Source organism: Anoxybacillus sp. FSL W8-0382 (assembly GCF_038003845.1).
Taxonomy (GTDB): domain Bacteria; phylum Bacillota; class Bacilli; order Bacillales; family Anoxybacillaceae; genus Anoxybacillus; species Anoxybacillus flavithermus_G.
This window is the reverse complement of record NZ_JBBOPX010000001.1, coordinates 2,219,372-2,244,529: the sequence shown is the minus strand read 5'-3', so window position 1 is coordinate 2,244,529 and position 25,158 is coordinate 2,219,372. Positions and strand designations below refer to the sequence as shown.

General features: G+C 45.9%; 25 protein-coding genes, 3 pseudogenes and 1 riboswitch. Of the genes and pseudogenes, 15 read left to right on the top strand and 13 right to left on the bottom strand.

Translation table 11 applies throughout. The features are described from left to right. The first annotated feature begins 3 nt into the window (after positions 1–3). Genes addA through NSS60_RS11825 form a run of 4 tightly spaced genes read left to right on the top strand, consistent with a single transcriptional unit; the run spans position 4 to position 8,449 of the window. Entirely contained in the window at positions 4–3,636 is a 3,633-nt protein-coding gene (addA, locus tag NSS60_RS11840) for a helicase-exonuclease AddAB subunit AddA (protein ID WP_004892050.1), read from the top strand. A 1-nt stretch (position 3,637) separates the two neighbouring features. Further along, complete coding sequence (locus tag NSS60_RS11835) at positions 3,638–4,801, top strand: exonuclease SbcCD subunit D (protein ID WP_004892047.1); 1,164 nt, start codon at positions 3,638–3,640, stop codon at positions 4,799–4,801. Next, entirely contained in the window at positions 4,798–8,157 is a 3,360-nt protein-coding gene (locus NSS60_RS11830; RefSeq protein ID WP_340720877.1) for an SMC family ATPase, read from the top strand. The genes NSS60_RS11835 and NSS60_RS11830 overlap by 4 nt, the downstream gene beginning before the upstream one ends. Before the next feature lie 13 nt (positions 8,158–8,170). Next, positions 8,171–8,449, top strand: a complete 279-nt coding sequence (locus NSS60_RS11825; protein WP_004892041.1) for a hypothetical protein — start codon at positions 8,171–8,173, stop codon at positions 8,447–8,449. Here NSS60_RS11825 and NSS60_RS11820 read toward each other — a convergent pair. From NSS60_RS11820 to NSS60_RS11790, 7 genes are all read right to left on the bottom strand, one after another. After that, positions 8,446–8,667, bottom strand: coding sequence for a spore germination protein (locus NSS60_RS11820; RefSeq protein WP_004892038.1), 222 nt, complete (start codon positions 8,665–8,667; stop codon positions 8,446–8,448). The genes NSS60_RS11825 and NSS60_RS11820 overlap by 4 nt on opposite strands. A gap of 13 nt (positions 8,668–8,680) precedes the next feature. Continuing rightward, positions 8,681–9,037: a spore germination protein GerPE gene (locus tag NSS60_RS11815; protein ID WP_004892035.1), complete on the bottom strand. Its 357-nt coding sequence runs from the start codon at positions 9,035–9,037 to the stop codon at positions 8,681–8,683. Continuing rightward, complete coding sequence (locus NSS60_RS11810; protein ID WP_004892032.1) at positions 9,034–9,231, bottom strand: hypothetical protein; 198 nt, start codon at positions 9,229–9,231, stop codon at positions 9,034–9,036. The genes NSS60_RS11815 and NSS60_RS11810 overlap by 4 nt, the downstream gene beginning before the upstream one ends. Further along, entirely contained in the window at positions 9,228–9,812 is a 585-nt protein-coding gene (locus tag NSS60_RS11805) for a spore germination protein GerPC (RefSeq protein WP_004892029.1), read from the bottom strand. The genes NSS60_RS11810 and NSS60_RS11805 overlap by 4 nt, the downstream gene beginning before the upstream one ends. Positions 9,813–9,884: 72 nt before the next feature. Beyond that, on the bottom strand, positions 9,885–10,091 hold the full coding sequence (locus tag NSS60_RS11800; RefSeq protein WP_004892026.1) for a spore germination protein GerPB: 207 nt from the start codon (positions 10,089–10,091) through the stop codon (positions 9,885–9,887). 12 nt (positions 10,092–10,103) lie between these two features. Beyond that, the gene (locus tag NSS60_RS11795) at positions 10,104–10,325 is read right to left on the bottom strand and encodes a spore germination protein (protein WP_004892022.1); all 222 of its coding nucleotides are present in this window, start codon (positions 10,323–10,325) and stop codon (positions 10,104–10,106) included. A 3-nt stretch (positions 10,326–10,328) separates the two neighbouring features. Continuing rightward, complete coding sequence (locus NSS60_RS11790) at positions 10,329–10,553, bottom strand: spore germination protein (protein WP_004892020.1); 225 nt, start codon at positions 10,551–10,553, stop codon at positions 10,329–10,331. Positions 10,554–10,729: 176 nt separating this feature from the next. On the opposite strand from NSS60_RS11790, the pseudogene NSS60_RS11785 reads away from it, so the two are divergent. The 6 genes and pseudogenes from NSS60_RS11785 to opp4A all read left to right on the top strand — a co-directional run. Next, a pseudogene (locus NSS60_RS11785) lies at positions 10,730–11,107 on the top strand (transposase); the annotation flags it as partial. Between the two features lie 169 nt (positions 11,108–11,276). Then, positions 11,277–12,302: an ABC transporter ATP-binding protein gene (locus NSS60_RS11780; protein WP_004892018.1), complete on the top strand. Its 1,026-nt coding sequence runs from the start codon at positions 11,277–11,279 to the stop codon at positions 12,300–12,302. Next, the gene (locus NSS60_RS11775) at positions 12,289–13,215 is read left to right on the top strand and encodes an ABC transporter ATP-binding protein (protein ID WP_004892015.1); all 927 of its coding nucleotides are present in this window, start codon (positions 12,289–12,291) and stop codon (positions 13,213–13,215) included. The genes NSS60_RS11780 and NSS60_RS11775 overlap by 14 nt, the downstream gene beginning before the upstream one ends. An 18-nt stretch (positions 13,216–13,233) precedes the next feature. Further along, a complete protein-coding gene (gene opp4B, locus NSS60_RS11770) occupies positions 13,234–14,202 on the top strand; it encodes an oligopeptide ABC transporter permease (protein ID WP_035018851.1) in 969 nt (322 codons plus the stop codon). Positions 14,203–14,223: 21 nt separating this feature from the next. Beyond that, positions 14,224–15,132 (top strand): ABC transporter permease, encoded by a 909-nt coding sequence (locus NSS60_RS11765; RefSeq protein ID WP_004892010.1) that lies wholly within the window; start codon positions 14,224–14,226, stop codon positions 15,130–15,132. Between the two features lie 13 nt (positions 15,133–15,145). Continuing rightward, entirely contained in the window at positions 15,146–16,930 is a 1,785-nt protein-coding gene (gene opp4A, locus NSS60_RS11760) for an oligopeptide ABC transporter substrate-binding protein (RefSeq protein WP_340720876.1), read from the top strand. A gap of 50 nt (positions 16,931–16,980) precedes the next feature. Next, positions 16,981–17,085, top strand: a riboswitch (SAM riboswitch). A gap of 279 nt (positions 17,086–17,364) precedes the next feature. Here the strand turns inward: opp4A and NSS60_RS11755 are convergent. From NSS60_RS11755 to NSS60_RS11745, 3 genes and pseudogenes are all read right to left on the bottom strand, one after another. Then, positions 17,365–17,439 (bottom strand): annotated as a pseudogene (locus NSS60_RS11755) (spore germination protein GerPB); the annotation flags it as partial. A gap of 12 nt (positions 17,440–17,451) precedes the next feature. Then, positions 17,452–17,673: a spore germination protein gene (locus NSS60_RS11750; RefSeq protein WP_004892003.1), complete on the bottom strand. Its 222-nt coding sequence runs from the start codon at positions 17,671–17,673 to the stop codon at positions 17,452–17,454. Between the two features lie 3 nt (positions 17,674–17,676). Continuing rightward, a complete protein-coding gene (locus NSS60_RS11745; protein ID WP_004891999.1) occupies positions 17,677–17,901 on the bottom strand; it encodes a spore germination protein in 225 nt (74 codons plus the stop codon). 141 nt (positions 17,902–18,042) lie between these two features. Between NSS60_RS11745 and NSS60_RS11740 the strand changes: the two are divergent. Both NSS60_RS11740 and NSS60_RS11735 read left to right on the top strand, forming a co-directional pair. Next, a pseudogene (locus tag NSS60_RS11740) lies at positions 18,043–18,323 on the top strand (AMP-binding protein). A 121-nt stretch (positions 18,324–18,444) separates the two neighbouring features. Continuing rightward, positions 18,445–19,554, top strand: coding sequence for a DUF418 domain-containing protein (locus NSS60_RS11735; protein WP_035018848.1), 1,110 nt, complete (start codon positions 18,445–18,447; stop codon positions 19,552–19,554). 5 nt (positions 19,555–19,559) lie between these two features. On the opposite strand, the gene NSS60_RS11730 is transcribed toward NSS60_RS11735, so the two are convergent. Beyond that, positions 19,560–19,739: an aspartyl-phosphate phosphatase Spo0E family protein gene (locus NSS60_RS11730; RefSeq protein WP_004891991.1), complete on the bottom strand. Its 180-nt coding sequence runs from the start codon at positions 19,737–19,739 to the stop codon at positions 19,560–19,562. 185 nt (positions 19,740–19,924) lie between these two features. On the opposite strand from NSS60_RS11730, the gene NSS60_RS11725 reads away from it, so the two are divergent. After that, entirely contained in the window at positions 19,925–20,788 is an 864-nt protein-coding gene (locus NSS60_RS11725; protein WP_004891988.1) for a fumarylacetoacetate hydrolase family protein, read from the top strand. Between the two features lie 22 nt (positions 20,789–20,810). Here the strand turns inward: NSS60_RS11725 and NSS60_RS11720 are convergent, their stop codons facing one another. Beyond that, the gene (locus tag NSS60_RS11720; protein ID WP_004891986.1) at positions 20,811–22,001 is read right to left on the bottom strand and encodes an ornithine--oxo-acid transaminase; all 1,191 of its coding nucleotides are present in this window, start codon (positions 21,999–22,001) and stop codon (positions 20,811–20,813) included. A 159-nt stretch (positions 22,002–22,160) separates the two neighbouring features. Here NSS60_RS11720 and NSS60_RS11715 point away from each other — a divergent pair, with 159 nt between their 5' ends. Then, positions 22,161–22,517 carry a YisL family protein gene (locus NSS60_RS11715; protein ID WP_035018846.1) on the top strand — a complete coding sequence of 119 codons (357 nt, stop codon included), beginning with the start codon at positions 22,161–22,163 and terminating at the stop codon, positions 22,515–22,517. A gap of 113 nt (positions 22,518–22,630) precedes the next feature. After that, positions 22,631–24,574 (top strand): putative bifunctional diguanylate cyclase/phosphodiesterase, encoded by a 1,944-nt coding sequence (locus tag NSS60_RS11710; protein WP_340720875.1) that lies wholly within the window; start codon positions 22,631–22,633, stop codon positions 24,572–24,574. Here the strand turns inward: NSS60_RS11710 and NSS60_RS11705 are convergent. Next, complete coding sequence (locus NSS60_RS11705; protein WP_004891979.1) at positions 24,568–25,089, bottom strand: DUF2777 family protein; 522 nt, start codon at positions 25,087–25,089, stop codon at positions 24,568–24,570. The genes NSS60_RS11710 and NSS60_RS11705 overlap by 7 nt on opposite strands. Positions 25,090–25,158 lie beyond the last annotated feature (69 nt).

Here is a 25,158-nt window from a genome sequence, read left to right as displayed (position 1 = left end):
TGTGTGATTCCGCCAAAACCACGAGAAAGTCAATGGACGGATGAACAATGGCAAGCGATTTACGCCACAGGCCAGCATACGCTCGTTGCCGCGGCAGCAGGATCAGGAAAAACCGCGGTGCTCGTTGAACGCATCATTCAAAAAATATTGCATACGACACAGCCGATCGATGTCGATCGATTGCTTGTCGTCACGTTTACAAATGCAGCGGCGGCGGAAATGCGCCAACGCATCGGGGAAGCGTTAGAGCGAGCGCTTGAAAAAGAACCACATTCGCTTCATTTACGGAGACAACTCAGCCTTTTGCAAAAGGCGTCCATTTCCACGATTCACTCGTTTTGTTTAGATGTCATTCGCAAATATTATTACGTCATTGGCATCGACCCGGTGTTTCGCATCGCGGATGAGGGAGAGATGGCGTTATTAAAAGAAGAAGTGTTAGAAGCGTTATTTGAACAATATTACGCAGAAAACGACGAAGCATTTTTAGCTGTTGTTGATCGCTATACCAGCGATCGCACAGATGTGGATTTACAGACGCTTATTTTGCGATTATACGAGTTTTCACGTTCGCATCCAAACCCAAGTGGATGGTTGCAACAAATCGTTCATATGTATGACGTGGAAGAAGGTGCGCGCATCGATGACTTACCGTATGCCCATTACCTTTTTCAAGCGGTTGATTTGGCGCTTGAAGCAGCAGAATATCGCTTAGCGCAGGCGTTGCAAAAAACGAAAGAGCCGGGCGGTCCCGCTTATTTATACGATACGCTCGCAAGCGACGAACAAGTCATTGCAAAGCTAAAAGAAGCGCGCCATGAGTCGTGGCAAAAGCTACATGAAGCAATGAAAAACGTGTCGTTTACAACGGCAAAAAGAAAGCCGAAAGACGGCGCATATGATGAACAGCTTGTGGAAGATGTAAAAAAATTGCGCGATCAAGTGAAAAAAGAAATAAGCAGCTTAACAGAGGAATTGTTTTCGTTTCAACCTGCGACATACGTGCGTCATTTGCGTGAAATGAAGCCGATTGTGGCAACGATCGTACAAATGGTGCAACGGTTTGCTGATTTGCTGCAAGCGAAAAAAGATGAAAAAGGCATCGTCGATTTTTCTGACTTAGAACATTACTGTTTACGCATTTTACGCGCTCCGTCTCTCGGGCATGAGCTAAAGCCGTCGGAAGCGGCTCTTTATTATCGAGCACAATTTGCGGAAGTGCTCGTTGACGAATATCAAGATACAAATATGGTGCAAGAGTCGATTTTACGGCTCGTATCGAACGATGATGAAGCAACGGGCAACATGTTTATGGTGGGAGACGTAAAACAATCGATTTACGGTTTTCGTCTTGCGGAACCGTCGCTTTTTTTACAAAAATATAATCGGTTTACGAAAGATGGCGACGGTGGACTTCGCATCGATTTAGCGAAAAACTTTCGCAGCCGAAAAGAAATATTGGACGGCACAAATTTTATTTTTCGACAACTGATGACCGAAACGGTCGGCGATATGCGTTATGATGACGATGCTGCGCTTCGCTTTGGTGCGCAGGATTATCCTGACAAACAAGTACCGGTTGAATGCGTATGGATAAATGAAGCAAAAGAAGAAAGCGATGAAGAAGAACAAGAGGACGTGACGGCCATTCAGCTTGAAGCTCGCTGGATCGCTAAAAAAATTAAGCAGTTGCTTGCTGAGCCGTTTTTCGTTTACGATCGTCGTTTAAAAGGAGAACGGCGCTTAATGTATCGCGACATCGTTATTTTATGCCGTTCGATGTCATCAGCTTCAGCGATGTTAGAAGAATTTCGTAAGCAAAACGTCCCTGTATACGCCGAGTTATCGAGCGGTTACTTTTCTGCGACGGAAGTGTCGGTCATGTTGTCGCTTTTAAAAGTCATTGACAATCCGTATCAAGACATTCCGCTTGCGGCGGTACTTCGCTCTCCGATTGTTGGCTTAGACGAAGAAGCGTTGGCGCGCATTCGTTTGGCGAAAAAAGACGGGGCTTTTTATGAGGCGTTGCGTGCTTTTGTCGAGCATCCTCAAGATGATGAAGCGCTCGGTGAAAAAATGAAACGGTGGTTGACAAAGTTATCCGAATGGCGCACAGCGGCGAGACAAAAACCGCTTGCGGATTTGATTTGGCAATTGTATCGAGAAACGAATTTTTACGATTACGTCGGTGGGATGCCTGGCGGAAAACAGCGACAAGCCAATTTGCGCGCGTTATACGATCGGGCCAAACAATATGAACAAACGTCGTTTCGCGGCATTTTCCGCTTTTTACGGTTTATTGAGCGGCTAAAAGAGCGAGAAGACGATTTCGGTGCTGCACGATCGTTGACAGAACAAGAAGACGTTGTACGCATGATGACGATTCATAAAAGTAAAGGGCTTGAGTTTCCGGTCGTCTTTTTAGCAGGTGCAGCAAAATCGTTTAATATGCAAGATTTGCGCAGCGACTATATATTAGATAAAGATTTCGGACTAGGGATGCGCTTCGTTCATCCGACGTGGCGAGCAAGCTACCCGACGGTTGCACAATTGGCGATAAAGAAAAAAATGAAATGGCAACTGCTAGCGGAAGAAATGCGTATTTTATATGTTGCGTTAACGCGAGCAAAAGAAAAATTGTACATCGTCTGTACCGCAAAAGATATGGAAGCGAAAAAGAAAAAATGGCAAGAAGTTGCTTATATACAAACGTGGGAATTGCCAGCTTATGTGATTGAAAAGGCGAAAAGCTATGCGGATTGGATCGGTTATGCATTAGCCCGTCACCCACAAGGAATATGTTCGTCTTCAACGGTGCTTCATGATCCATCATTGTGGGATATTCACATCGTGCCAGCGCATGCGCTTGAGCAAGAAGATGAGCAAGCGAATGAACATCGAGACATTGTCGAGGCGATTCAACAACTGCAACCTGTACCAATGAAAAGCGAATATGAACAAGAAGTAAAGCGTCGTCTTTTTTGGACGTATACGTATGCCGATGCAACGGTGTTAAGGGCAAAACAAAGCGTATCGGAGTTAAAGCGGCAGCGCGACATATACGGTGGGCATGCAGAACAGCCGTTTCGAAAAGAGCTTGTTGACCGTCCGCGCTTTTTGCAAGCGAAAATGATGACGCCAGCGGAGCGAGGAACGATGATGCACCTTGTGATGCAACATGTTGATGTCACAAAAGAAGTGACGGTTGATACGGTGCGGGAGCAAATCGCGCGCATGGTGAACGGTGAATGGCTAACGGAAGAACAGGCAACGGTTATTGATGTAGAAAGCATCGTTGCTTTTTTCCACACTCCGATTGGTAAACGAATGCAACGGGCGACTCGGCTTGAACGGGAAGTGCCGTTTTATTTGGCGCACGAAATGGAAGGCGAGACAGTTGTCGTTCAAGGGGTTATTGATTGCGTGTTTGAAGATGAACATGGGCTCGTTTTAATTGACTATAAAACCGATCGCGTGTCATGGATGAGCGATCCGAAAGAACAATTAAAGCGACGATATAAAGGGCAATTGGCGTTATATCAGGAAGCGATTGAAGCGATTTGGGGAAAGAAAGTAACAGAAACGTATGTGTACGCTTTTGATGGTGCGCTACTTGTAGCGATGGGGGGAAATTAATTTGCGTATTTTACATACAGCTGATTGGCATTTAGGAAAAACACTTGAAGGACGGAGCCGCTTACTCGAGCAAGAAGCGGTCATCGATGAAATGGTCGAAATCGTACAAAAAGAAAACATTGATGTCGTATTGCTTGCAGGCGATGCGTTCGATACAGTCAATCCGCCTGCTGATGCGGAAAAGCTTTTTTACGAAGCGCTTTCGCGGTTAAGCGATTACGGTAAGCGCCACGTTGTCGTCATTGCAGGAAATCACGATCATCCGGGGCGTTTAAGCGCTGCCGCTCCGATTGCAAATATGCACGCTATTACGTTGCTAGGTTTTCCGACCGATCGTGTGCAACAAATTTACGTTCCATCAAGCGACGAGACGTTAATGGTCGGAGCGCTTCCCTATCCGTCAGAGGCGCGACTGAATGAATTGTTGGCGGAGGAGTGCGACGAGGCGTTGTTGCGCGCACGATATGATGAACGCATTCGAGCCATTTTTGCGAAAATGAACGAATCGTTTCGAGAGGATGCGGTGAATATTGCGATGAGCCATTTATATGTTGCAGGCGGGGCAACGTGCGACTCCGAGCGTCCGATTGAGCTCGGTGGGGCGTATACGGTGTCGCCGGCAAGCTTTCCTGCGCAGGCGCAATATGTCGCGCTCGGTCATTTGCATCGTCCGCAAGATGTAAAACATGCGGTCATGCCGGCGCGCTATTCCGGTTCACCGCTTGCTTACAGTTTTTCTGAAGCAGGATACAGCAAGTCTGTCACGATCATTGATGTACAGCCACGTTGCACACCGATCATTTCAGAATATTTATTGTCAAAAGGACGTCCGCTTGTCAGATGGAAAGCGACAGAAGGGCTTGCGCAAGTGTATCGTTGGATTGAGGAAGGGCGCGATCGCGGCGCGTGGATTGATTTAGAAATTGATGTCGAGCAATCGTTAACGTTAGAAGAAACACATCGACTACGCAAATTGTATGATGGATTTGTTCATATTCGCCCGAACTACTTAAAGAAAGAAGAAGTTACTCGTGAAGTGCATACCGATGTGCCAATTGAAACGTTATTTACGCGTTTTTATGAACGACAAACAGGTGGAGGGAAACCGTCCGAAGAGATCGTTCAACTATTTTTACAGCTCGTTGCCGAGGAGGACGAACAATGAAGCCGATTCGTTTAACGATCGCAGGATTGCATAGTTTTCGTCAAAAAGAAACGATTGATTTTGAAAAACTATGCGAAGGCGGATTATTTGGCATTTTCGGACCGACAGGAAGCGGGAAGTCATCGATTTTAGATGCAATGACGCTCGCTTTATACGGAAATGTAGAGCGTGCGTCCAATCAAACGAACGGAATTATGAATCATGCCGAAAATGAGTTATTCGTTTCGTTTACGTTTGAATTGCAAAATGCAAGTGGGGCTAAACGATATACCGTTGAGCGCTCGTTTAAGCGTGCGGATGCGTTGCGTATTCGTTCCGTCGTCAGCCGCCTAATTGAAGAAGGAGCGGAACGAGTCGTCATTGCAGATAAAACACGGCTTGTCGATGAGCAAGTAAAACAATTGCTCGGTTTAGAAATGAAAGACTTTACACGAGCCGTTGTGTTACCACAAGGAAAATTTGCGGAATTTTTATCGCTTAAAGGGTCAGAGCGCCGCCAAATGTTGCAGCGGTTGTTTCATCTCGAACGGTATGGAGACGAATTAAATAAAAAATTAAAAAATAAATTAGCCGAGGCGTCAGCAAAACTCGAAGCGATTAAAGGGGAACAGGCAGGGCTTGGCGATGCGTCAAAAGAACAAGTCGAGAAACAAAAGCAAGCATTAGCAGAAAAAAAAGAGGAGTTAGAGAGAGCGAAAAGCAAGTTGCGTCACATCCATGAACAATACGAAAAAGAAAAGCAATTATGGCAATGGCAATGTGAAAAAGAAAAAGTTGAACATGAACTAAACAAATGGCGCGAACAAGAAGAACAGATGAAACAGCTTGCGCAAACGTATGAGCGAAGCAAAGAGGCGGAGCGACTTGTGCCGTATATGGAACAAGCGGAACGAAGCGCACAAGAAGTTGTAAGTTGGCAAAAAAAAGCAAGTGAACTAGCTTCCCAATTACAACAAACAAGCGTGATGTATGAACAAGCAAGTAAACAATATGAACAATGTCGTGTGAAAAAGAACGAAGAAGAACCGAAAGCGTTGCAAAAACAAGAGCAGTTGAAACAAGCGTTGCAAACGTTGGCGCTTATGCGATCGCTCGAACAACAACAAGCCAAGCTACGCGCGAGCTTGCGAGAGATCGAGCAAAAAGAACAACAAGCGCTCCAAATGGTTGAAGCGTGCACGAAAGAATATACGACATGGAGTGCGAAACAAGCAGAGTTAAAAAAACAATGGGAAGAAAAAAGAGTAGACGTACATGTCAAAGAGCGATTGGAACAAGCGTACGAGATAAAAAAGCGAATTCAATTGCAGCAACAACAGCTTGAAGAGTTAGAAAGGGAAAAAGAAAACAAACAAAAAGTGTACGAAACGTTGAAACAAACGTACGACGAAGTAATGAAACAAATGAAAGAAAACGAAGCGCGATTCGTTGCAACGTTTCGTTATGTCGAATCGTTGTATCATCGTGTATGTGAGCGCGAAAGGCAAGTCGCGGTACTCGTTTATCAAAAGAAAGAAGAAAGAAAGCAAATGGAAGCGGCGCGGTTACATGATTTAGCGGCAACGTTAGCCGAACGTTTGCGTGATGGCGAGGCTTGTCCTGTTTGTGGTTCGACGCATCATCCGAATCGAGCAAAAAGAAAAGAAACGGCGCTCGAGGAAGAAGCGATGAAACGAATGGAGCATTCCATTCAACATGGGGAACAGCTCATGATCGCTATGCAACAAATCAAAGTGCAAGTGGAGCAATTGGCCGAACTGATGGCGCGTCAACCGTTGCCGCAGCATGTTGATGTCGAAAAAGTGAAACGAGAAGTTGAAGAAACACCGCTTTGTTCGTTACAAGAGGCGGAAGTCGAACAAAAGGCGCTGTATCAAGATTACGTGGAATGTCGGGAACGTGTGCGTCACTACATGGAACAATGGAACGAACAAAAACAAAAACAACAGCAATATGCATACCAAATGGAAACGATCGGCCAACAAATTCGTGAATGGGAAGAAAAATGTTTAGAAAAACGTGCGCGAGTTGAAGAAGAAAAAAAGATGTGGCATGAGGCGTATCCAGATGTATCGTTCGAACAAGTAGATGCGATGCTTTCTGAGCTTCGCGAACGGGAACGCGAAGCTCAACAGCTACAACAGCGTATTGAAAAAAGCGTCATCGTGCTAGATGATAAACGAGCTGAATTGGAGCGATGGAAAGAAACATATCAAGACATGACGAAACAAAAAGCACAATGTATGACCGAATGGAATATGCACAAGCAGCAATACGAACAATATAAACGAACGCTACCTGAAGAGATAGACGAGGAGCGTGTGCAACAACAGATCGTTTTTATGGAACAAGCGCTACAACGTATGAAAAGAGAAGAAGAAGAAGCGTATGCGCGCTGGATGAACTTACAACAACAATTGCGAACGTTACAAGCCGATAAACAAGCAGCAGATGTCGCTTTACAAGAAGCAGAAAAAAGAAAAAAAGAAGCAGAATATGCTTTGGCTGAACAATTGCAGACTAGCTCTTTTACAGCGGTCGATGACGTACGCGCTTCTCGTTTAGATGAACAAACGAAACAACAAATCGCTCAACGCATTCAACAATATAACGATGTGCTCACGAAGTTGCAAAACGAATGGCAAAGATTACGTGAAGCGATGAATGGGGCGGTTATAACGAAACAGCAATGGGAAGAGACGGTGTACGCATACGAACAAGTGAAGCAACAAGTAGACGAACATATGCGTCAACTCGGTTCGCTCGAAGCAATCGTCGCCGATTTGGAAACGAAACATGTGCGCTTTGTGCAATTGCAACAAGAGCGAACGCAACTAGAGAAGGTCGTTGGTCAGTATGAAGAATTGCAAAAAGTGTTGCGCGGCAACAGCTTCGTTGAATTTATTGCCGAGGAACAGCTCGTTCATGTGGCGCGCTATGCTTCCGAGCGACTTGGCGAATTAACGAGACAGCGCTATGCGATTGAATTAGACTCCGAAGGCGGTTTTGTTATTCGTGATGACGCAAACGGTGGTGTACGTCGTCCGGTGACAACGCTGTCTGGCGGAGAGACGTTTTTAACATCTTTATCGTTAGCGTTAGCGTTATCGGCGCAAATTCAGTTGCGCGGAGAATATCCGCTTCAATTTTTCTTTTTAGATGAAGGATTCGGTACGCTTGACCAAGAGTTGTTAGATGTCGTTATGACGGCGCTCGAACGTTTACGGGCAGAAAAGATGGCGATTGGCGTCATTAGCCACGTGCAAGAGTTGCATGCACGCATGCCGAAACGGCTCATTGTGAAGCCAGCAGAACCGTCTGGAAAAGGAACGACCGTTTATCTTGAAGTGATGTAAAAGGGGATTTGCAATGAAAGGGATGTGCGAACTTTGCGGAAGAGAAGGTGTTGTATTAACTGCTCACCATTTAACCCCAAAAGAGTACGGTGGCACAGAAACAGCAAGGTTATGCATCCCGTGCCATAAACAAATTCACGCCCTATATACAAACGAGGAGCTAGCCAGTCGACTATACACAATGGAACAGATGCAACATGATGAACAAATTGCGTCATTTGTTCGCTGGATTCGCAAACAACCCGCTGAGCGGATACCGAAAATAAAAAAAGCAAAGCGGCAAAAGCGTTAAGCATTGCCGACAACGTTTTGATCGGATGCATCAAAGTCGAGCGTGTTCGTTAAGCTAATGCCATTGTTTGCCATAATAAAGTTTCCTGTGTTAAACGCACCGGCACCAGCGAACGTTCTAGAGGTGATTTTCGGTGATACATATAACGTATCCCCGACTTGCATGACGGCGCCGCTAGCGACGAGATTAATTTTAATCGGACCGACGAGTGCTGGCATACGGCTTCCCCCCTTATAGTTGACGAATATGTTTGACACGTGAATTTGCCTCTACTGTTTTTGTTGAACCGATATGCACGACGGATGTAGAAGAAACCCCGATAATGCGCATAGAATGAACAGCGATGAGCGGACAATCGTGCAACGTATGGCGACAAAGCGGTTCAGCATCGATTGGTGGAGTGGGAATCGGTTTTGCAAAAATCGGAAAAGTAAGTGGAAATTCCCTACTATCCACATATTCGAGCTGTCGCTGAACAGCAAGTGCTCGCGCAGAAAGACGAATTTCTTGGCTATCCCCAATTTGTACAACGGAACTAAAGGAGACAGCGTTTGCTCGCAGAAAGTGGACGACGGAAAGGCGACTCATCGCTTTTCCTCATTTTTTTTATTGCTTTGTTTTTGTGGAAACGGACCGATAATTAACGATTCCGGCGGCGTATCAAATGCGGAAGCTAATTGAATCGTTTCGCTGTCGCCGATTAATACGAGCGATGAACTTGCAACCCCACCAATCGAAATATGACCGACGGAAAGATGATGGTTGACAACCGTCATATTCATTCGTTCATCCCCTCTCGAGGTAAATGTTTTAAAAACGTTTCAATGGAATACTCGATATCTCGCTTTAAATATGCGATAATGTTTTGTTGTCGCTCATCGTTTTCTTGTTCGTTTTCTCCATGTTGGCGTAAATAAAAATGAATGCGGTCATCAATTTGTCGAGCAATATCTTCCAATATAAATTGGCGATACGTTGGATCGAGCGAACGGTTATACGTTTGTTCCATACGGGCGATAATATTTTCGCCTTCTTCTTGTAAATATGAATGAACAGCCGTTTGAATGCTACGAAAAAGTGGTGTTGGTTGCGGAATGATTGTTTGACTTTGGGGAACGGCGAAATTTTCGATCGTATCTTCTCCAAACGTGGCAGGATTTAAACCGATATTTAACGTTCCTTCTAACGTTTCCACTTTTAATTGATCAAAATGATATTCAATTTTTTCGATCGTTGTATGCGGCTTTTTTTTTAATTGTTCATATTGCTGTTGTAAAGCGTTTACTGCTTGTTCAAGCGATTGCATTTTTTGTTGTTGCCATTTTAAATACGTTTCGAGCTGTTTAAAGTAATCATGCCACATGTATGATGCCTCCTTCTTTGCCGACCTTTTTACTTTCTAATGTATGGCCGAGCAAAAAGAAGTATCACAGTTTTATACAGGAGACTGAAGTGGAACGAGCGGTCCTCCTTGAATATTCATTTTTGATTCCGGAGCAGGTTGTGTAAATTGACCGGTATTGCTTAATGTGGCGAGCGGTTGTACTTTTCCAGTTGTTCCGATTTGCAGTACAGATGAGTTAGTAAGCGAACCGATTTTTAATTGATGAATAGAAATCGTTTGTTGAACGTACACATTCATCGTCCCACCTCGCTAGACGTTTCCAACGACATTGCTATCGGCAATATCGCGGTCGTTTGTATTTGTGTTGCTATATTGATTGTAAATATGCAAGCCGTCCCCCGTATTAAATGAACCAGCACCAGCAAACGTTTTAGCAACGCTATACGGAGAGATGGCAAATACATCGCCGATATGAAACACACCGCCACCTCCGATGCTGTTAATTTGGACCGCTCCAACAATGGCTGGCATCGGCTATCCCTTGCTTTTTACGTTGCCATCGACGATGTCGGGGTCGATTGTATTTGTAAAGCTAATGAATGTATTTGTTTGTAAAAAATCTCCTGTATTTCCACCACCAGCACCTGCGAGCGATTTTGATGAACTTTTTGGTGCAATTTGCAACGTATCACCGAAATTCACTGTCCCGTCGCTGCTGACGTTCGTAATTTTTATTGGACCAGCGATATAAGAAGGCATGGCCATCGTCCTTTCTTTCGTTCTTTCCCCTACACAATCATATGAAAACAATGAAAGAAATGTGCTCTACAAAAAGAAAGATATGTTATAATATTTCTGAAAAATAATAATTTTTAGATATAAAAGTGGGGGATGGGAATCATACCCGTCAAGTTAGCGGTATAAAATTTTTTAGGATGATACGCATGTTCGAAAAATCAATGTTTTTGGCGCTGAAAAAAGATCAAATTCTTAACTTGATGGCTATGGGGTGTCCGGAAGCGAAGCATGTGGTCGATTATTTTCATGTGATTCAATTGTTTACAGAAGCGTTGGATCGATGCCGCCAATCCTTCGGAAAAGTGAACAAGAAACACGGGCATGTTCGGTATGTTTGCCGCTGATTGACCCAGTGTCCCGAGAAGCTCACCGAGGAGGAGCGCCAAACGGTGCGAAAGTGGCAGAAAGAGAGCGATTCCTTGCAGGCTGTCTATCAATCCCTTCAACATTTTCGTTATGTATCCAAAAGCCAAAGCGAGCGACAAGCGAAACGTCGTTTGAATGCCTGGGTTCATGACAGGTGCAAGTACAACTTTTGGTGATGAACCTTTCTATAAATATTTATTGAATTTACGAAAAAAAATAATAGAGAATATTGAATTTACAAAAAAAATGATAGAATATTATCTAAATATTATATATAGTCTAAAATTTATTAATACTAACAAAAGGGAGAAGGACACATTGGCAAAGCAAACGTTACTGGAAATTGAGGGGCTGCGAGTCTCTTTCCGCATCGGTGATGACTATTATGCGGCGGTCGACGACGTTTCGCTGGCGATCGGAGAGAACGAAGTCGTCGCTCTCGTCGGGGAGTCGGGTTGCGGCAAAAGCGCACTCGCTTTGTCGATCATGGGTCTCCACCCGCCCGAAAAGACAAAAATTGAGGGGCGCCTGCACTTTAAAGGGACAAATTTGCTGTCGCTCTCCGTTGCCGAACTCAATCGCATCCGCGGCAAAGAAATCGGGATGATCTTTCAGGATCCGTTAACGGCGCTCAATCCGCTCATGACGGTCGGCCGGCAGATCGAAGAAAGCATGGATTACCATCTGCGGCTGTCAGCAGCCGAAAAAAAGAAGCGAACGATCGTCTTGCTTCGCAAAGTCGGCATTCCGGAGCCGGAAAAGGTGTACCACCGTTATCCGCACGAGTTGTCCGGGGGGATGCGGCAGCGGGTCGTCATCGCGATCGCCATCGCCTGCGAGCCCGCCCTGCTCATCGCCGATGAACCGACAACGGCGCTTGATGTGACGATTCAGGCGCAGATCATAGGGCTGCTCAAAGAGTTGCAGCGGCAAATGAAAACGAGCATTATTTTAATCACGCATGATTTGGGGGTGGTGGCGGAAATGGCGGACCGTGTGGCGGTCATGTATGCTGGGGAAATCGTTGAGTTAGCGGACGTCGATACCATTTTTCACCGTCCGCTTCATCCATACACCCGCTCATTGTTGCAGTCGATCCCGTCTGCGCAGACGAAAAAGGAACGACTCCACGTCATCCAAGGGATCGTTCCGCCGCTGCATAAACTGCCGCGGCGCGGCTGCCGCTTCCAGCCGCGCATCAGCTGGATTGGGGCGGATAAGCACGAATCGGATCCGAAGTTGCGGGAAGTGGAGCCGGGGCACTGGGTGCGTTGCACATGTTACCAACATTTTTATTTTCCCGATGATCAAAAGGTAGGTGGAATCGGCCATGGCGCTTCTTAACGTCAACCATTTGAAAGTATACTATCCGGTGCGCGGCGGTTTTTTTCGCCGGGTGGTCGACCATGTCCGCGCGGTGGACGATGTCAGTTTCACGCTGAACAAAGGGGAAACGTACGGGCTCGTCGGCGAGTCCGGCTGCGGCAAGACGACGACAGGGCGCACGATTATCGGTTTGATCCGCGCCACGGCCGGGGAAGTGCTGTTTGAAGGGACGGATTTGACAAAGCTTCGCCGCCGCGAGTTTCATCCGTATCGGAAAGACATCCAGATGATTTTCCAAGATCCGTATTCTTCGCTCAATCCGCGCAAACGTGTGCTCGACATTGTCGCCGAGCCGCTCCGCAATTTTGAACGCCTGTCCCCGCAAGAGGAGCGGCAGAAGGTGCAATACGTTTTAGAGCGGGTCGGCTTGAGCGCGGAGTCGATTTACAAATATCCGCATGAATTTTCCGGCGGACAGCGCCAACGCATCGGCATTGCGCGGGCGCTCACGCTCAATCCGAAGCTCATCATCGCCGATGAGCCGGTGTCGGCGCTTGATGTGTCGGTGCAGGCGCAAGTGTTGAATTTCATGAAAGAAATCCAGCAGGAGTACGGGCTGACGTATTTGTTCATCAGCCATGATTTAGGGATCATTCGGCATATGTGCGACCGCATCGGCATTATGTACCGCGGCCGGCTCGTGGAGGAAGGGACGAGCGAGGAGATTTTTACGAATCCTCAACATATTTATACGAAACGTCTGCTCTCCGCCATTCCGAACGCCGATCCGCGCGAACGCGGCCGGCAGGAGGCGCTTCGCCGCGAAGTGGAAAAAGAGTATGAGCAGTCGTATTCCCGCTATTTTGATGCAAACGGCCGGGCTCACCCGCTCAAGCCGATTTCGCCGACGCACTCGGTGGCCATTCCGTAAAGAGGGGAGGACGGGAAGATGCTGAAATTTATTTTACGGCGAATCCTCATTATGATTCCACAATTGTTTTTGCTGAGCGTCCTCATTTTCTTGCTGGCGAAGGCGATGCCGGGCGATGCGCTGACGGGGCAGCTGGCGGCCAACCCGAAAATGGATCCGCAGACGCTTGAGGAAATGCGGGAAAAACTTGGCTTGAATGATCCGGTGCATATTCAATACATACGTTGGGTGAAAAACATGCTGCAAGGGGATCTCGGCCTTTCCTATACCCACCAGCAGCCGGTCACTGATCTGCTGGCCGGACGGATCGGGAATACGGTGTTGCTGTCGGCGGCGATTTTAATTTTGACGTACCTGATTGCCATTCCGCTTGGCATCGTGTCGGGGCGATGGACAGATACATGGGCTGATAAGCTAGTCGTCGGCTACAGCTATCTCGGGTTTGCCACGCCGCTGTTCATTTTTGCTTTGGTCATGCTGTTTATTTTCGGCTTTCACCTTGGCTGGTTTCCAACCGGCGGCAGCGTGGACGTTCAGGTCGAGGAAGGGACGCTCGCTTACTATTTAAGCAAATTGAACCATCTCATGCTTCCGGCGTTGTCGGGAGCGCTCATCAACACGGTCGTTACGATTCAATATTTGCGCAGCGAAATCGTCGATACGAAAGTGAAAGATTTCGTGAAAACGGCGCGGGCGAAAGGCGTGCCGGAGCGGCACATCTATTGGCGCCATATTTTGCGCAATGCGTTTTTGCCGATCGCGGCGTTTTTAGGGTATGAGATCACCGGGCTTGTCGGCGGTTCCGTGTTTTTGGAGTCGATCTACAGCTATCCGGGGGTTGGCCAGCTGTTTTTGCAGTCGATTATGCAGCGGGATTACAGCGTCGTGACGGCGCTCGTCATGATTTCCGGCCTGGCGACGCTGGTGGGCACGCTGTTGTCGGACATCATTTTGAGTGCGGTCGACCCGCGCATCCGGATTGAGTAGGGAAGGAGGAAGGTAGCTGACATGAAAGCGGAAATCAGCGGCCCAACGCCGGCCGGAGCGAACATCGAGAAAAGCCCTTCCGCCTTTTCGATCATGTGGCGGGAGGTGGCTCGGGATCGGCTCGCGCTTGGTTCGCTCATCGTTTTAGGAATCCTTTTGTCGATCGTCTATGGCGTGTCGCTCTTTTTGGATCAAGAGGAAATCGTGAAAGTGGATTTTCTTTCCATCTATTCTCCGCCGTCAGCGGAACACTGGCTTGGCACAGACTACGGAGGGCGCGACGTGTTTGGCCAGCTCATCATCGGCGCCCGCAATTCGTTTACGATCGGGCTGGCCATTACGCTCATTACTGGGGCGATCGGCCTCATTGTCGGATTGGTGGCCGGCTATTTCGGCGGCTGGATTGACAATGTCATTATGCGCATCATCGATTTTATTCTCGTTCTGCCGTTTTTGATGCTCATTATTGTTTTTGTCGCCATTGTGCCTAAATATAATGTATTGACGTTCATTTTGATCATGAGCGCGTTTTTGTGGATGGGCAAAGCCCGGCTGATCCGCGCCAAAACGCTGGCCGAGCGCGAGCTGGATTATGTCAGCGCGTCAAAAACGCTCGGCACGCCAGATTGGAAAATCATTATTTTTCAAATTTTGCCCAACCTCAGCTCAATCATTATCGTCAATTTGACGTTAAATTTGGCGGGCAACATCGGCATCGAGTCCGGGCTCACGTATCTTGGCTTCGGGCTGCCGGAGAGCACGCCGAGCTTAGGGACGTTGGTCAGCTATGCGACCAACCCGGATGTTTTGCAAAACAAATGGTGGGTTTGGTTGCCTGCGTCATTGCTTATTTTAGTGATGATGCTGTGCATAAATTTCATCGGCCAAGCGCTGAAACGTGCGGCTGATGCAAGACAACGACTAGGATAAGGGGGAAGAAAATGTGAAGAGAAAATGGCTGGCGGCTCTCGCCGCGCTCTTGCTCGTGCTCGCCGGGTGCACGGGCAAATCCGACACAACGAGCGGAAAGGGCAACAATAACGAAAAACCGGCGGCTCAGAAGGAAGACATCAGCAAATTCCCGATGACGGTGAAAAACGACAGGAAAATCATCGATGGCGGCGTGTTGAAATACGGCCTTGTGTCCGATACGCCGTTTGAAGGGACGCTCAGCTATGCATTCTACACCGGAGCGCCCGACGCAGAGATTTTGCAATTTTTTGACGAGTCGCTTTTCCGGACGAACGGTGACTATGAAATTACAAATGATGGGGCTGCCACGTATGAGTTGTCGGATGATAAAAAGACGATGACAATCCGTATTAAAGACAATGTGAATTGGCATGACGGCCAGCCGGTGACCGCTGAAGACTTGGAGTATGCGTATTTGGTCATCGGCCATAAAGATTACACCGGCGTCCGTTATGGCGATCCGCTCATCCAAGGGATCGTCGGGATGGAAGAATATCACAGCGGCAAAGCGGATAAAATTTCCGGCATTAAAGTCATCGACAAAAAGACGTTGACGATCACATGGAAACAGGCCAATCCGTCGGTGTTGACTGGCATTTGGGCGTATCCGCTGCCGAAGCATTACTTGAAAGACATTCCGATCAAAGACTTGGCGAAATCGGATAAAATCCGGAAAAACCCGATCGGGTTCGGTCCGTTTAAAGTGAAGAAAATCGTTCCGGGCGAGTCGGTAGAGTTTGTTCGCAATGATGACTACTGGGCTGGCAAACCGAACTTGGAAGGCGTCATTTTGAAAGTCGTCAGCCCGCAAGTCGTCCTGCAAGCGCTGAAAAAAGGCGAAATTGACGTCGCTGGGTTCCCGACTGACCAATATTTGAACGCGAAAGGGACGAAAAACATTCAGTTTATCGGTAAAGTGGATTTGGCGTACAACTATATCGGCTTTAAACTCGGCCATTGGGATGCGAAAAAGCAGGAAAACGTAATGGACAATCCGAAATTCCAAAACAAAAAACTGCGCCAAGCCATGGCGTACGCCATCAACAACCAAGAGGTGGCCGACCGCCTGTATCATGGTTTGCGCTTCCCGGCGAACACGCTCATTCCGCCGTCGTTCCCGGGCTATCATGACAGTTCCATCAAAGGGTATACGTACAATCCGGAAAAAGCGAAACAATTGCTGGATGAAGCGGGATATAAAGATGTGGATGGCGATGGCCTCCGCGAAGATCCAAACGGCAAAAAATTCAAGGTCAACTTCTTGGCGATGAGCGGTGGGGACATCGCTGAACCGCTGGCCAAATTTTATATGCAATGCTGGAAAGATGTGGGTCTCGATGTTCAGCTTGTAGACGGACGCTTGGCGGAGTTCAACTCCTTCTACGATATGATCGAAAAAGACGATCCGAAAGTGGATGTCTACGCCGCCGCTTGGGGAACTGGAACGAACGTCGACCCGTACGGATTGTACGGCCGCGACGCCATGTTCAACTACTCGCGCTGGGTGAATGAGAAAAACGATGAACTGTTGGAAAAAGGCCATTCCGAACAGGCGTTTGACAAGGAGTATCGCCGGAAAATTTACAGCGAGTGGCAAAAGCTAATGAACGAAGAAGTGCCGGTCATCCCAACGTTGTATCGTTCCGCCATCTATGCGGTCAACAACCGTGTCGCCAACTTTACGGTTGACCCGAGCTCGAAGCTGACGTGGAAAGATGTCGGCGTCACGTCCGAGCAACCGGAAGTCGAACAATGACGATTGTTGCCTTTGATGATGTATGATAAGATAGAAGATAAATTGCATACGTCTTATCAAGAGTGGGCGAGAGAACGGGCTTGATGACCCCACAGCAACCTGCCGCAGGCAAGGTGCTAACACCCGCAAAGCGGTTTCGCTTTGGATGATAAGAACGGCTCATGGCCCCTTTCGCATCATTCCGAGGCGAAAGGGGTTTTTTTGTCGATGGGAGGTGAAGGAGAAACAGTGGAGGAGGCGGTTTCGCTCCGCGCTTGCATGGCCGCTCATCTCCGTGCCGCAGCGTTCGCCGTTTGTGTCATGCGCTGTGTGCAGGCGGAGCTCATCCGGTTTGACTCTAAGGCGGCGGTGCATGTCGACCGTCCGGATTTGCCGACGGAAGGAAAAGTGCACCATGTGGCGAGCGGTTGTACTTTTCCAGTTGTTCCGATTTACAGTACAGATGAGTTAGTAAGCGAGCCGATTTTTAATTGGTGAATAGAAATCGTTTGTTGAACGTACACATTAATCGTCCCACCTCGCTAGACGTTTCCAACGACATTGCTATCGGCAACATCGTGGTCGTTTGTATTTGTGCTGCTATATTGATTGTAAATATTCAGGCCGTCCCCCGTATTAAATGAACCAGCACCAGCAAACGTTTTAGCAACGCTGTACGGAGAGATGGCAAATACATCGCCGATATGAAACACACCGCCACCTCCGATACTGTTAATTTGGACCGCTCCAACAATGGCTGGCATCGGCTATCCCTTGCTTTTTATGTTGCTATCGGCGGTGTCTGGATCGAGTGTATTTGTAAAGCTAATAAACGTATTCGTTTGTAAAAAATCTCCTGTATTTCCACCACCGGCACCTGCAAGCGACCTCGATGAACTTTTTGGCGCGATTTGCAACGTATCGCCGAAATTGACGGTTGCATCGCTACTGACGTTCGTAATTTTAATTGGACCTGCAATATAGGAAGGCATGGCCATCGTCCTTTCCTTCATTCTTTCCCTTACCCAATCATATGAAAACAATGAAAGAAATGTGCTCCATAAAAAGAAAGATGTGTTATAATATTTCTGAAAAATAATAATTTTTAGACATAAAAATAAGGGGGATTGGGGATGGACGTTCCATTAGTATTAACTCATTTTTTAGATCGTGCCGTGTCGCTTTACGGAGACAAAATCGGCGTCATTAGCGAAGGAAGATCGTTTACATATCGTGAGCTCAATGAGCGCGTCAATCAATTGTCTCACGGGTTAAGTGCTTTAGGGGGAAAAAAGGGGACCGTGTCGCTTATTTAGCGCCAAATACGTTAGAAATGCTCGAAGGATTTTACGGCGTATTTCAAACAGGAGCGATCATGGTGCCGCTTAATATTCGCAAAGGTGTTTGCCCATGAAAGTCTTGTGGAATTAGAGTCAGTATCCATGCGAAGGTATGGAAGAAGCTCTATAGTACACAAGAACCCCGTGGCTTTAGCCATCGGGAGGTTCAGGATGAAATGGAAAAGGAGGGAAAAGATGCGTATTTCGACGATTGATGCGGTGCGCGGTTTTGCGTTGTTTGGCATTTTGCTTGTAAACGTTCTTGATTTTTCGCTTCCGATGTTATATGTTGATGCGTCGGTATTTGCGAAAGATGGGGTTGATCGTTTTCTGCTCGCATTTGTAGATATATTTGCGCAAGCGAGCTTTTATCCGCTTTTTTCGTTGTTGTTCGGCTGGGGAGCATGGGTGATGTTTGAAAAAGGGGGCGAACGGTTTCGAGTGACTTTTTTGCGCCGTTTGCTTGCGTTGTTGTTATTTGGCGTCATTCATGCATTTTTCATTTGGCATGGCGATATTTTAATCGGGTATGCGATCGTCGGGTTGTTTCTTTTTCCGTTTTTTCAAGCGAGCGCAAAAACGTTACGTAACTGGGCGCTTTCGCTTTGGAGCAGTTGGGCTTTCGGTTCAACGATACTCATGTGGCTCATGTGGAAAGTAAGTGGCGATGTCGATTTTTCAGAGCCAGAGCTGGCAAGGCAGGCGATCGCAAATTATCAACAAGGCACGTGGGAACAAATTTTTATGCAACGGGTAGCCGATTGGCTATACGTCAATTCGTTTACACAAACATTCATTTTTATTTTAACGATTTTGCCATTTCTTTTATTTGGAGCATATATCGCAAAAGAAAAATGGTTTCATCATGTGGCACAACATCGCGAAACGATTCAAAAATGGTGCATCGGTTCATTCGTCGTCGGCATGGCGTTTAAATTATTGCCATATATCGAAAAAAATATCGTAACCGAGTATGCCCAAGATATGATCGGGGGTCCTGCGCTCGCTTTGTTTTATTTGACCGCGTTTTCGTTTGCGACGGCGAACGTCATTCGTTTTTTTTCCCCTGTTGGTCAAATGGCGTTCACGAACTATCTCATGCAATCCGTCATTTGTACGACCATTTTTTATTCATATGGCTTCGGATTGTATGGAAAAGTAACACCAAAACAAGCGTTAGCTGTTGCGCTCGTTGTATATGTCATGCAAATATGTTGGAGCCATTGGTGGCTAAAAAAATATCGCATCGGACCGATGGAGCGCGTATGGCGATGGATGACGTACGGAAAAAAGAAAACGACATGAATGAATCATGTCGCACACGGCTTGTCCTCTTTTTCTTTATGGAAAAGCACGGCTTCTTTCAAATGTTTATTTAACAATTCATCGAGCTCTTGACTGCATTGGATCGTTTCTTTCGCCGAAAAACCGTACATTTGCGCCAATTCAATTAATTGTCTTCTTTTCTTTTCGATGAGGGAAAGAGACATAAGATTCACCAACATTTCTCACTTTAGTTAACAAGCTGTAAACAACTGTATGTATAAACTATTATACATATTCTGAAGAAAAAGGAAATAGGATAATGTGTTGGAAAATGATTTTTTTCAAAGGAGTTTAGTTATAAAAAAGAGAACATAATGATGTTCGATCATACGAAAAAGGGGATGAGAACATGAAATTTGTTACAGCGCACGTCGGATCAGATGTGTTTGTTGGGGTTGTTCATGAGCAAAAAATCGTTCATTTATCGAAAGCAGATGAAACGATGCCGCATACGATGATCGAATGCATAGAACTTGGTGAATCGTTTATTGAAAAAGTGCAACGTGTGCTAGAACGTGTGCGACCGGAGTGGACGTATGCACTTCACGACGTACAACTGCTTGCGCCGATTCCGCGCCCGACAAAAAATATTTTTTGTATTGGAAAAAATTACGCAGATCATGCGCAAGAAATGGGAGGCGCGGCGGATCGCGAAAATATCATTGTATTTTCGAAAGCGCCAACGACAGTGATCGGGCATGAGGCAGCGATTTTACGCCATGCGGATGTAACCGATCAATTAGATTATGAAGGGGAACTTGCGATTGTTATTGGGAAAAAGGGAAAAGCGATTCCGAAAGAACAGGCGCTCGATTACGTGTTTGGTTATACGATCATAAACGATGTGACGGCGCGCGATTTACAAGAAAGACATAAACAATATTTGCTTGGCAAAAGTTTGGATACGTCATGTCCGATGGGACCGTGGATCGTTCATCGGTCGGCAATTGCCGAGCCGCATGCGTTACATATTCAAACGAAAGTGAATGGTGAAGTCAGACAATCGGCAACGACATCGCAATTGATTTTCGATATTCCAACGATGATTGCGACATTGTCGAAAGGGATGACGTTAGAGTCGGGGGATATCATTGCGACAGGAACGCCAGCAGGAGTTGGGAAAGGGATGAATCCACCGCGTTTTTTACAGTCGGGCGACGTCGTTGAAATTACGATCGACCAGATTGGCACGTTGCGCAACCGAGTACAATAAAAAGCTGGGGATCCCCAGCTTTTTATTGTTCAAATACTTTTTTCACTTTTTCAATTGCCCAATCGAGCTCTTCTTTTGTAATAACGAGCGGCGGGGCAAAACGGATGACTGTGTCATGCGTTTCTTTACATAATAGCCCTTCTTGTTGCAGTTTTTCGCAATACGGACGCGCAGGGACGTGTAATTCGACGCCGATAAACAATCCTCTGCCGCGCACTTCTTTAATGTCTGGATGATTGATTTCGCGCAATTTTTCTTGGAAGTATTGACCGAGCTCAAATGAGCGCTCTGGCAATTTTTCTTCGATGATAACATCAAGCGCAGCGATCGAAACGGCACAAGCAAGCGGGTTGCCACCGAACGTCGATCCGTGCGAGCCTGGATTGAATACACCAAGAATGTCGCGGTTTGCGGCTACGCATGAAATTGGGAATACGCCCCCACCGAGCGCTTTGCCGAGAATGTACATGTCTGGCTCAACTTCTTCCCAATCGCACGCAAACATTTTGCCGGAGCGGCCAAGTCCTGATTGAATTTCGTCCGCAATGTATAAAACGTTATGTTGTTTACATACGTCGTATGCGGCTTTTAAAAATCCTTCTGGCGGAATGTTAATGCCTGCTTCTCCTTGAATTGGCTCAAAAATAAATGCGGCTGTATTTGGAGTGATCGCTTGTTTTAGCGCCTCTACATCGCCGAACGGAATGACTTTGATGCCCGGAAGCATCGGACCGAATCCGCGTTTGTATTCTGGATTGGATGACATCGACACCGCTGTCATCGTCCGACCGTGAAAGTTATCTTCACAAACGATAATTTCGGCTTGATCCGCAGGAACGCCTTTTACGTCATATGCCCAGCGGCGCGCTGCTTTTACGGCTGTTTCGACCGCTTCGGCACCTGTGTTCATCGGCAAAACCATTTCTTTTTTCGTTAGCTTTGCGACTTTTTCATACCATGGACCGAGCTGGTCGTTATGAAATGCGCGCGATGTTAATGTAATTTTATTCGCTTGATCAATAAGCGCCTGCACGATGCGCGGATGGCGATGACCTTGGTTGACCGCAGAGTAAGCGCTCAACATATCCATATAACGATTGCCTTCTGGATCTTCTACCCATACTCCTTCGCCTTTAGATAAGACGACTGGAAGTGGATGATAGTTGTTTGCCCCGTATTTTTCTGTTAGCTCGATGATTTGTGTTGTTTTCAAGTTGATCCCTCCCACTTGGATGCTCACATATATAACATACTTGAAGTGAATATAGAAAGTAAATAGAAAAGGTGAGCGTTTTCCTTTTCAATTGTCCGATCACGATCGACGTGTTATGATAGATTCATATATGAAATGGATAGAGAAAGGAGAATGACGATGACACATGCACATATTACGACGTGGGTTGTTGCGCTTATTTTATTTGTCGTTGCGCTTGTTTTACAGTCGAAAGGACATGAAAAAACAAAAACGTTACACATGTTGTTGCGCCTATTTTACGTGTTCATTATTGCGACAGGAGCGTGGATTTTACATAGCATGTCCTCCTTCCCATTTCTTTATATCATTAAAGTGATCGTTGGGATATGGGTGATCGGAACGATGGAAATGATTCTCGTTCGGACAGCGAAAGGAAAAAATACGAATATTCTTTGGCTTCAGTTTTTTGTAGCGTTCGTGGTCGTACTATATCTTGGATTTAAGTTGCCGTTTGGTTTTTCATTCTTTTCTTAAAGTTGGCACATTTGCCAACTTTTATCTTTTTCTACCATATGGAAATGTGCTATAATGAAAATTAAGTGATAATCCTAAAAATATAAAGAGAAAGAAAGAGTGGGAAAAAGGGGATGAAATTATTTCAAACGGTTTGTAAAACGTTTGCAGATTGGGAACGATGGGTGAGCGACTCTCGTTTATATGAGTATGACCAACTAACGATTTTCGTTTCTTCGCTTTCTCCTTCGTTTCGCATGCAAGTCGAACGGTACGTGCAACATCATTTGCCCCAAGCACAACTGCTTCCGATGATTGGGGATGCATCGGAACATGCCATCATTTGTGCCCTCGTTTTTGACGATTATCGAGCAAATATGGACGAGATGCGTCAAAAAATGAAGCTATCTGAACAATATTACCGCTCTTTATTTGAACATAATCCAGACATTGTATATTCCACCGATTTAGAAGGCAATTTCACAAGCGTCAATCCTGCGTTTGAGCGCGTGTTTGGGTATAAGGCAGACGAAATTTTGCATACAAACTCGCTTGATTACATTAAAAAAGAAGATATTCCGCGCGTGCGCCGCTATTTTTATCGCGCGTTAAAAGGAAAGGTGCAACAATACAATTTAGAAATTCCATCGAAATCAGGAGAAGTGTATTTATTACAAATTAAAAATGTTCCGATTATCGTTGACGGAAAAAAGGTTGGCATTTATGGGATCGGACGCGACATTACCGAACAAAAGCGCGCAGAAGAACATATCAAATATATCGCATATCACGATAGCGACACGGGGCTACCGAATCGGCTGCAATTTACAAATATCGTGAAAAACGCAATTGACAAAGCGAAAGAAACAGGCAGTACACTTGCTGTTTTATTTATTGATATGGATCGTTTTAAAATGGTAAACGGTACGATCGGTCATTACGGTGGGGATGAAATATTAAAGCAAATGGCGGAGCGAATAAAAAACATATTGCCATCTGGCGCGCATTTAGGCCGTTTTGGCGGAGATAAGTTTAGCTTATTGTTGACAAAACAAACGGATGTGCAAACGGTCGTTGAATGGGCGAAAAAACTGCTCCAACATATCGCTTCGCCAATTGTGTACGAAGAAAAAGAGTTTTTCTTAACCGCAAGTGTCGGTGTAAGCTTTTATCCAACGGATGGGGTCGATGCGCAGTCGTTATTAAAAAATGCGGATACAGCGGTCAATCGGGCGAAACAAAAAGGCGGCAACAGCGTGAAGTTATACGCCACAAAAATGAACGAACAAGTGATGTATCGCGTCGAGCTTGAACGATATTTGCGAAAAGCGCTCGAAAAACAAGAATGTTTTCTCGTCTATCAGCCGCTTCTTGATTTAATGACGGGAAAAATTATCGGGAGCGAAGCGCTATTGCGCTGGAAACACCCGAAAATCGGATTTGTGTCTCCGCTTGAATTTATTCCGATTGCAGAGGAAATTGGTTTCATTCATGAGCTCGGTCGTTGGGTATTAACAGAAGCGTGCATGCAAACGAAAAAATGGCATGATCTCGGCTTTGATTCGTTAATGATTTCTGTCAACGTCTCAGCGACGCAATTTCAGCATCCGACGTTTTTTGAAGACGTCCAACAAGCGCTGAAGCAGTCGCAGCTTCCCGCTCATTGTTTACATTTAGAACTTACAGAAAGCTCGATGTTACGAAATATGTATTACAGCATTCACGTGATGAAAAAGCTTCAACAGCTTGGTGTGCAAGTGTCTATTGATGATTTTGGCACAGGTTACTCCTCTTTAAGTTATTTAAAAAATTTGCCGATCAATACGTTAAAAATTGCTAGGTCGTTCATTTACCAACTCCATCAAGATCGTTCGGACATTGCGATTGTGAAATCAATCATTACGATGGGGCACGGCTTGCGCCTAAAAGTTGTCGCCGAAGGGGTAGAAACGGCTGAGCAAATGAAATTGTTAAAGCGATTAAAATGTCATTATGCGCAAGGGTATGCGATTTTTAAACCGCTTTCTGCGGAACAATTTGAACAACAAGTGTTACAAGGGAACGTGGTCATTCAATAATCGAGTTGGACACCGATCACTTTTTTCCCTGTTTGCAACGTCAGTTCAAAGCGATGTTGTTTTTCGTCAAAATAATGTTGGACGTTGCACATGTCAACCGAGTTATCAAATATTAAAAAATTAACCCCTTTTTCAGCAAACAACATATAGTTATAACAATACAAACAGTCATATACGGAAAAATGCCACTCGTTAACTAAGTGAATAAAATGAAAAAACGCGTGATCGGGTAGCTGAGAAAGCCATTGTTCGTATGCGTGCGGCAACGGCTTTACGTAGCGGAGACGGTCACCGTTTTTTAATGCGTACCGTTCGGTCATATACACGTCCCCATCTTCCCCAAGCCATCCTTTTATCCATTGACCGAAACGGAAAAGTTCGACTTCCTTCGGTAAACTTGTTAATTCATGCGCATCGTCATCTTCATCAAAAAATATCCATTCACCGTTCACTTGTTCAACAACGCCGTATATGTAAGCTCGTTTTTGTGCGCGCAATGATGCAAGGCGATCCATTTATTTCACTCCTTTTTTGTCAATTCCCTTCGTACGCCATTATAGACAACTCATCATTTATATAAACGA

Bases quoted from the DNA above. Each gene is read 5' to 3' on its own strand.
- NSS60_RS11810 (WP_004892032.1), bottom strand. From the start codon at position 9,231: ATGAATATGACGGTTGTCAACCATCATCTTTCCGTCGGTCATATTTCG.
- NSS60_RS11825 (WP_004892041.1), top strand. From the start codon at position 8,171: ATGAAAGGGATGTGCGAACTTTGCGGAAGAGAAGGTGTTGTATTAACT.
- NSS60_RS11800 (WP_004892026.1), bottom strand. From the start codon at position 10,091: ATGAATGTGTACGTTCAACAAACGATTTCTATTCATCAATTAAAAATC.
- NSS60_RS11745 (WP_004891999.1), bottom strand. From the start codon at position 17,901: ATGCCTTCCTATATTGCAGGTCCAATTAAAATTACGAACGTCAGTAGC.
- NSS60_RS11710 (WP_340720875.1), top strand. From the start codon at position 22,631: ATGAAATTATTTCAAACGGTTTGTAAAACGTTTGCAGATTGGGAACGA.
- NSS60_RS11750 (WP_004892003.1), bottom strand. From the start codon at position 17,673: ATGCCAGCCATTGTTGGAGCGGTCCAAATTAACAGTATCGGAGGTGGC.
- NSS60_RS11805 (WP_004892029.1), bottom strand. From the start codon at position 9,812: ATGTGGCATGATTACTTTAAACAGCTCGAAACGTATTTAAAATGGCAA.
- NSS60_RS11820 (WP_004892038.1), bottom strand. From the start codon at position 8,667: ATGCCAGCACTCGTCGGTCCGATTAAAATTAATCTCGTCGCTAGCGGC.
- opp4B (WP_035018851.1), top strand. From the start codon at position 13,234: ATGCTGAAATTTATTTTACGGCGAATCCTCATTATGATTCCACAATTG.
- NSS60_RS11815 (WP_004892035.1), bottom strand. From the start codon at position 9,037: ATGAGTCGCCTTTCCGTCGTCCACTTTCTGCGAGCAAACGCTGTCTCC.
- NSS60_RS11715 (WP_035018846.1), top strand. From the start codon at position 22,161: ATGACACATGCACATATTACGACGTGGGTTGTTGCGCTTATTTTATTT.
- NSS60_RS11735 (WP_035018848.1), top strand. From the start codon at position 18,445: ATGCGTATTTCGACGATTGATGCGGTGCGCGGTTTTGCGTTGTTTGGC.
- NSS60_RS11730 (WP_004891991.1), bottom strand. From the start codon at position 19,739: ATGTCTCTTTCCCTCATCGAAAAGAAAAGAAGACAATTAATTGAATTG.
- NSS60_RS11775 (WP_004892015.1), top strand. From the start codon at position 12,289: ATGGCGCTTCTTAACGTCAACCATTTGAAAGTATACTATCCGGTGCGC.
- NSS60_RS11830 (WP_340720877.1), top strand. From the start codon at position 4,798: ATGAAGCCGATTCGTTTAACGATCGCAGGATTGCATAGTTTTCGTCAA.
- NSS60_RS11705 (WP_004891979.1), bottom strand. From the start codon at position 25,089: ATGGATCGCCTTGCATCATTGCGCGCACAAAAACGAGCTTACATATAC.
- NSS60_RS11790 (WP_004892020.1), bottom strand. From the start codon at position 10,553: ATGCCTTCTTATATCGCTGGTCCAATAAAAATTACGAACGTCAGCAGC.
- NSS60_RS11725 (WP_004891988.1), top strand. From the start codon at position 19,925: ATGAAATTTGTTACAGCGCACGTCGGATCAGATGTGTTTGTTGGGGTT.
- NSS60_RS11765 (WP_004892010.1), top strand. From the start codon at position 14,224: ATGAAAGCGGAAATCAGCGGCCCAACGCCGGCCGGAGCGAACATCGAG.
- NSS60_RS11795 (WP_004892022.1), bottom strand. From the start codon at position 10,325: ATGCCAGCCATTGTTGGAGCGGTCCAAATTAACAGCATCGGAGGTGGC.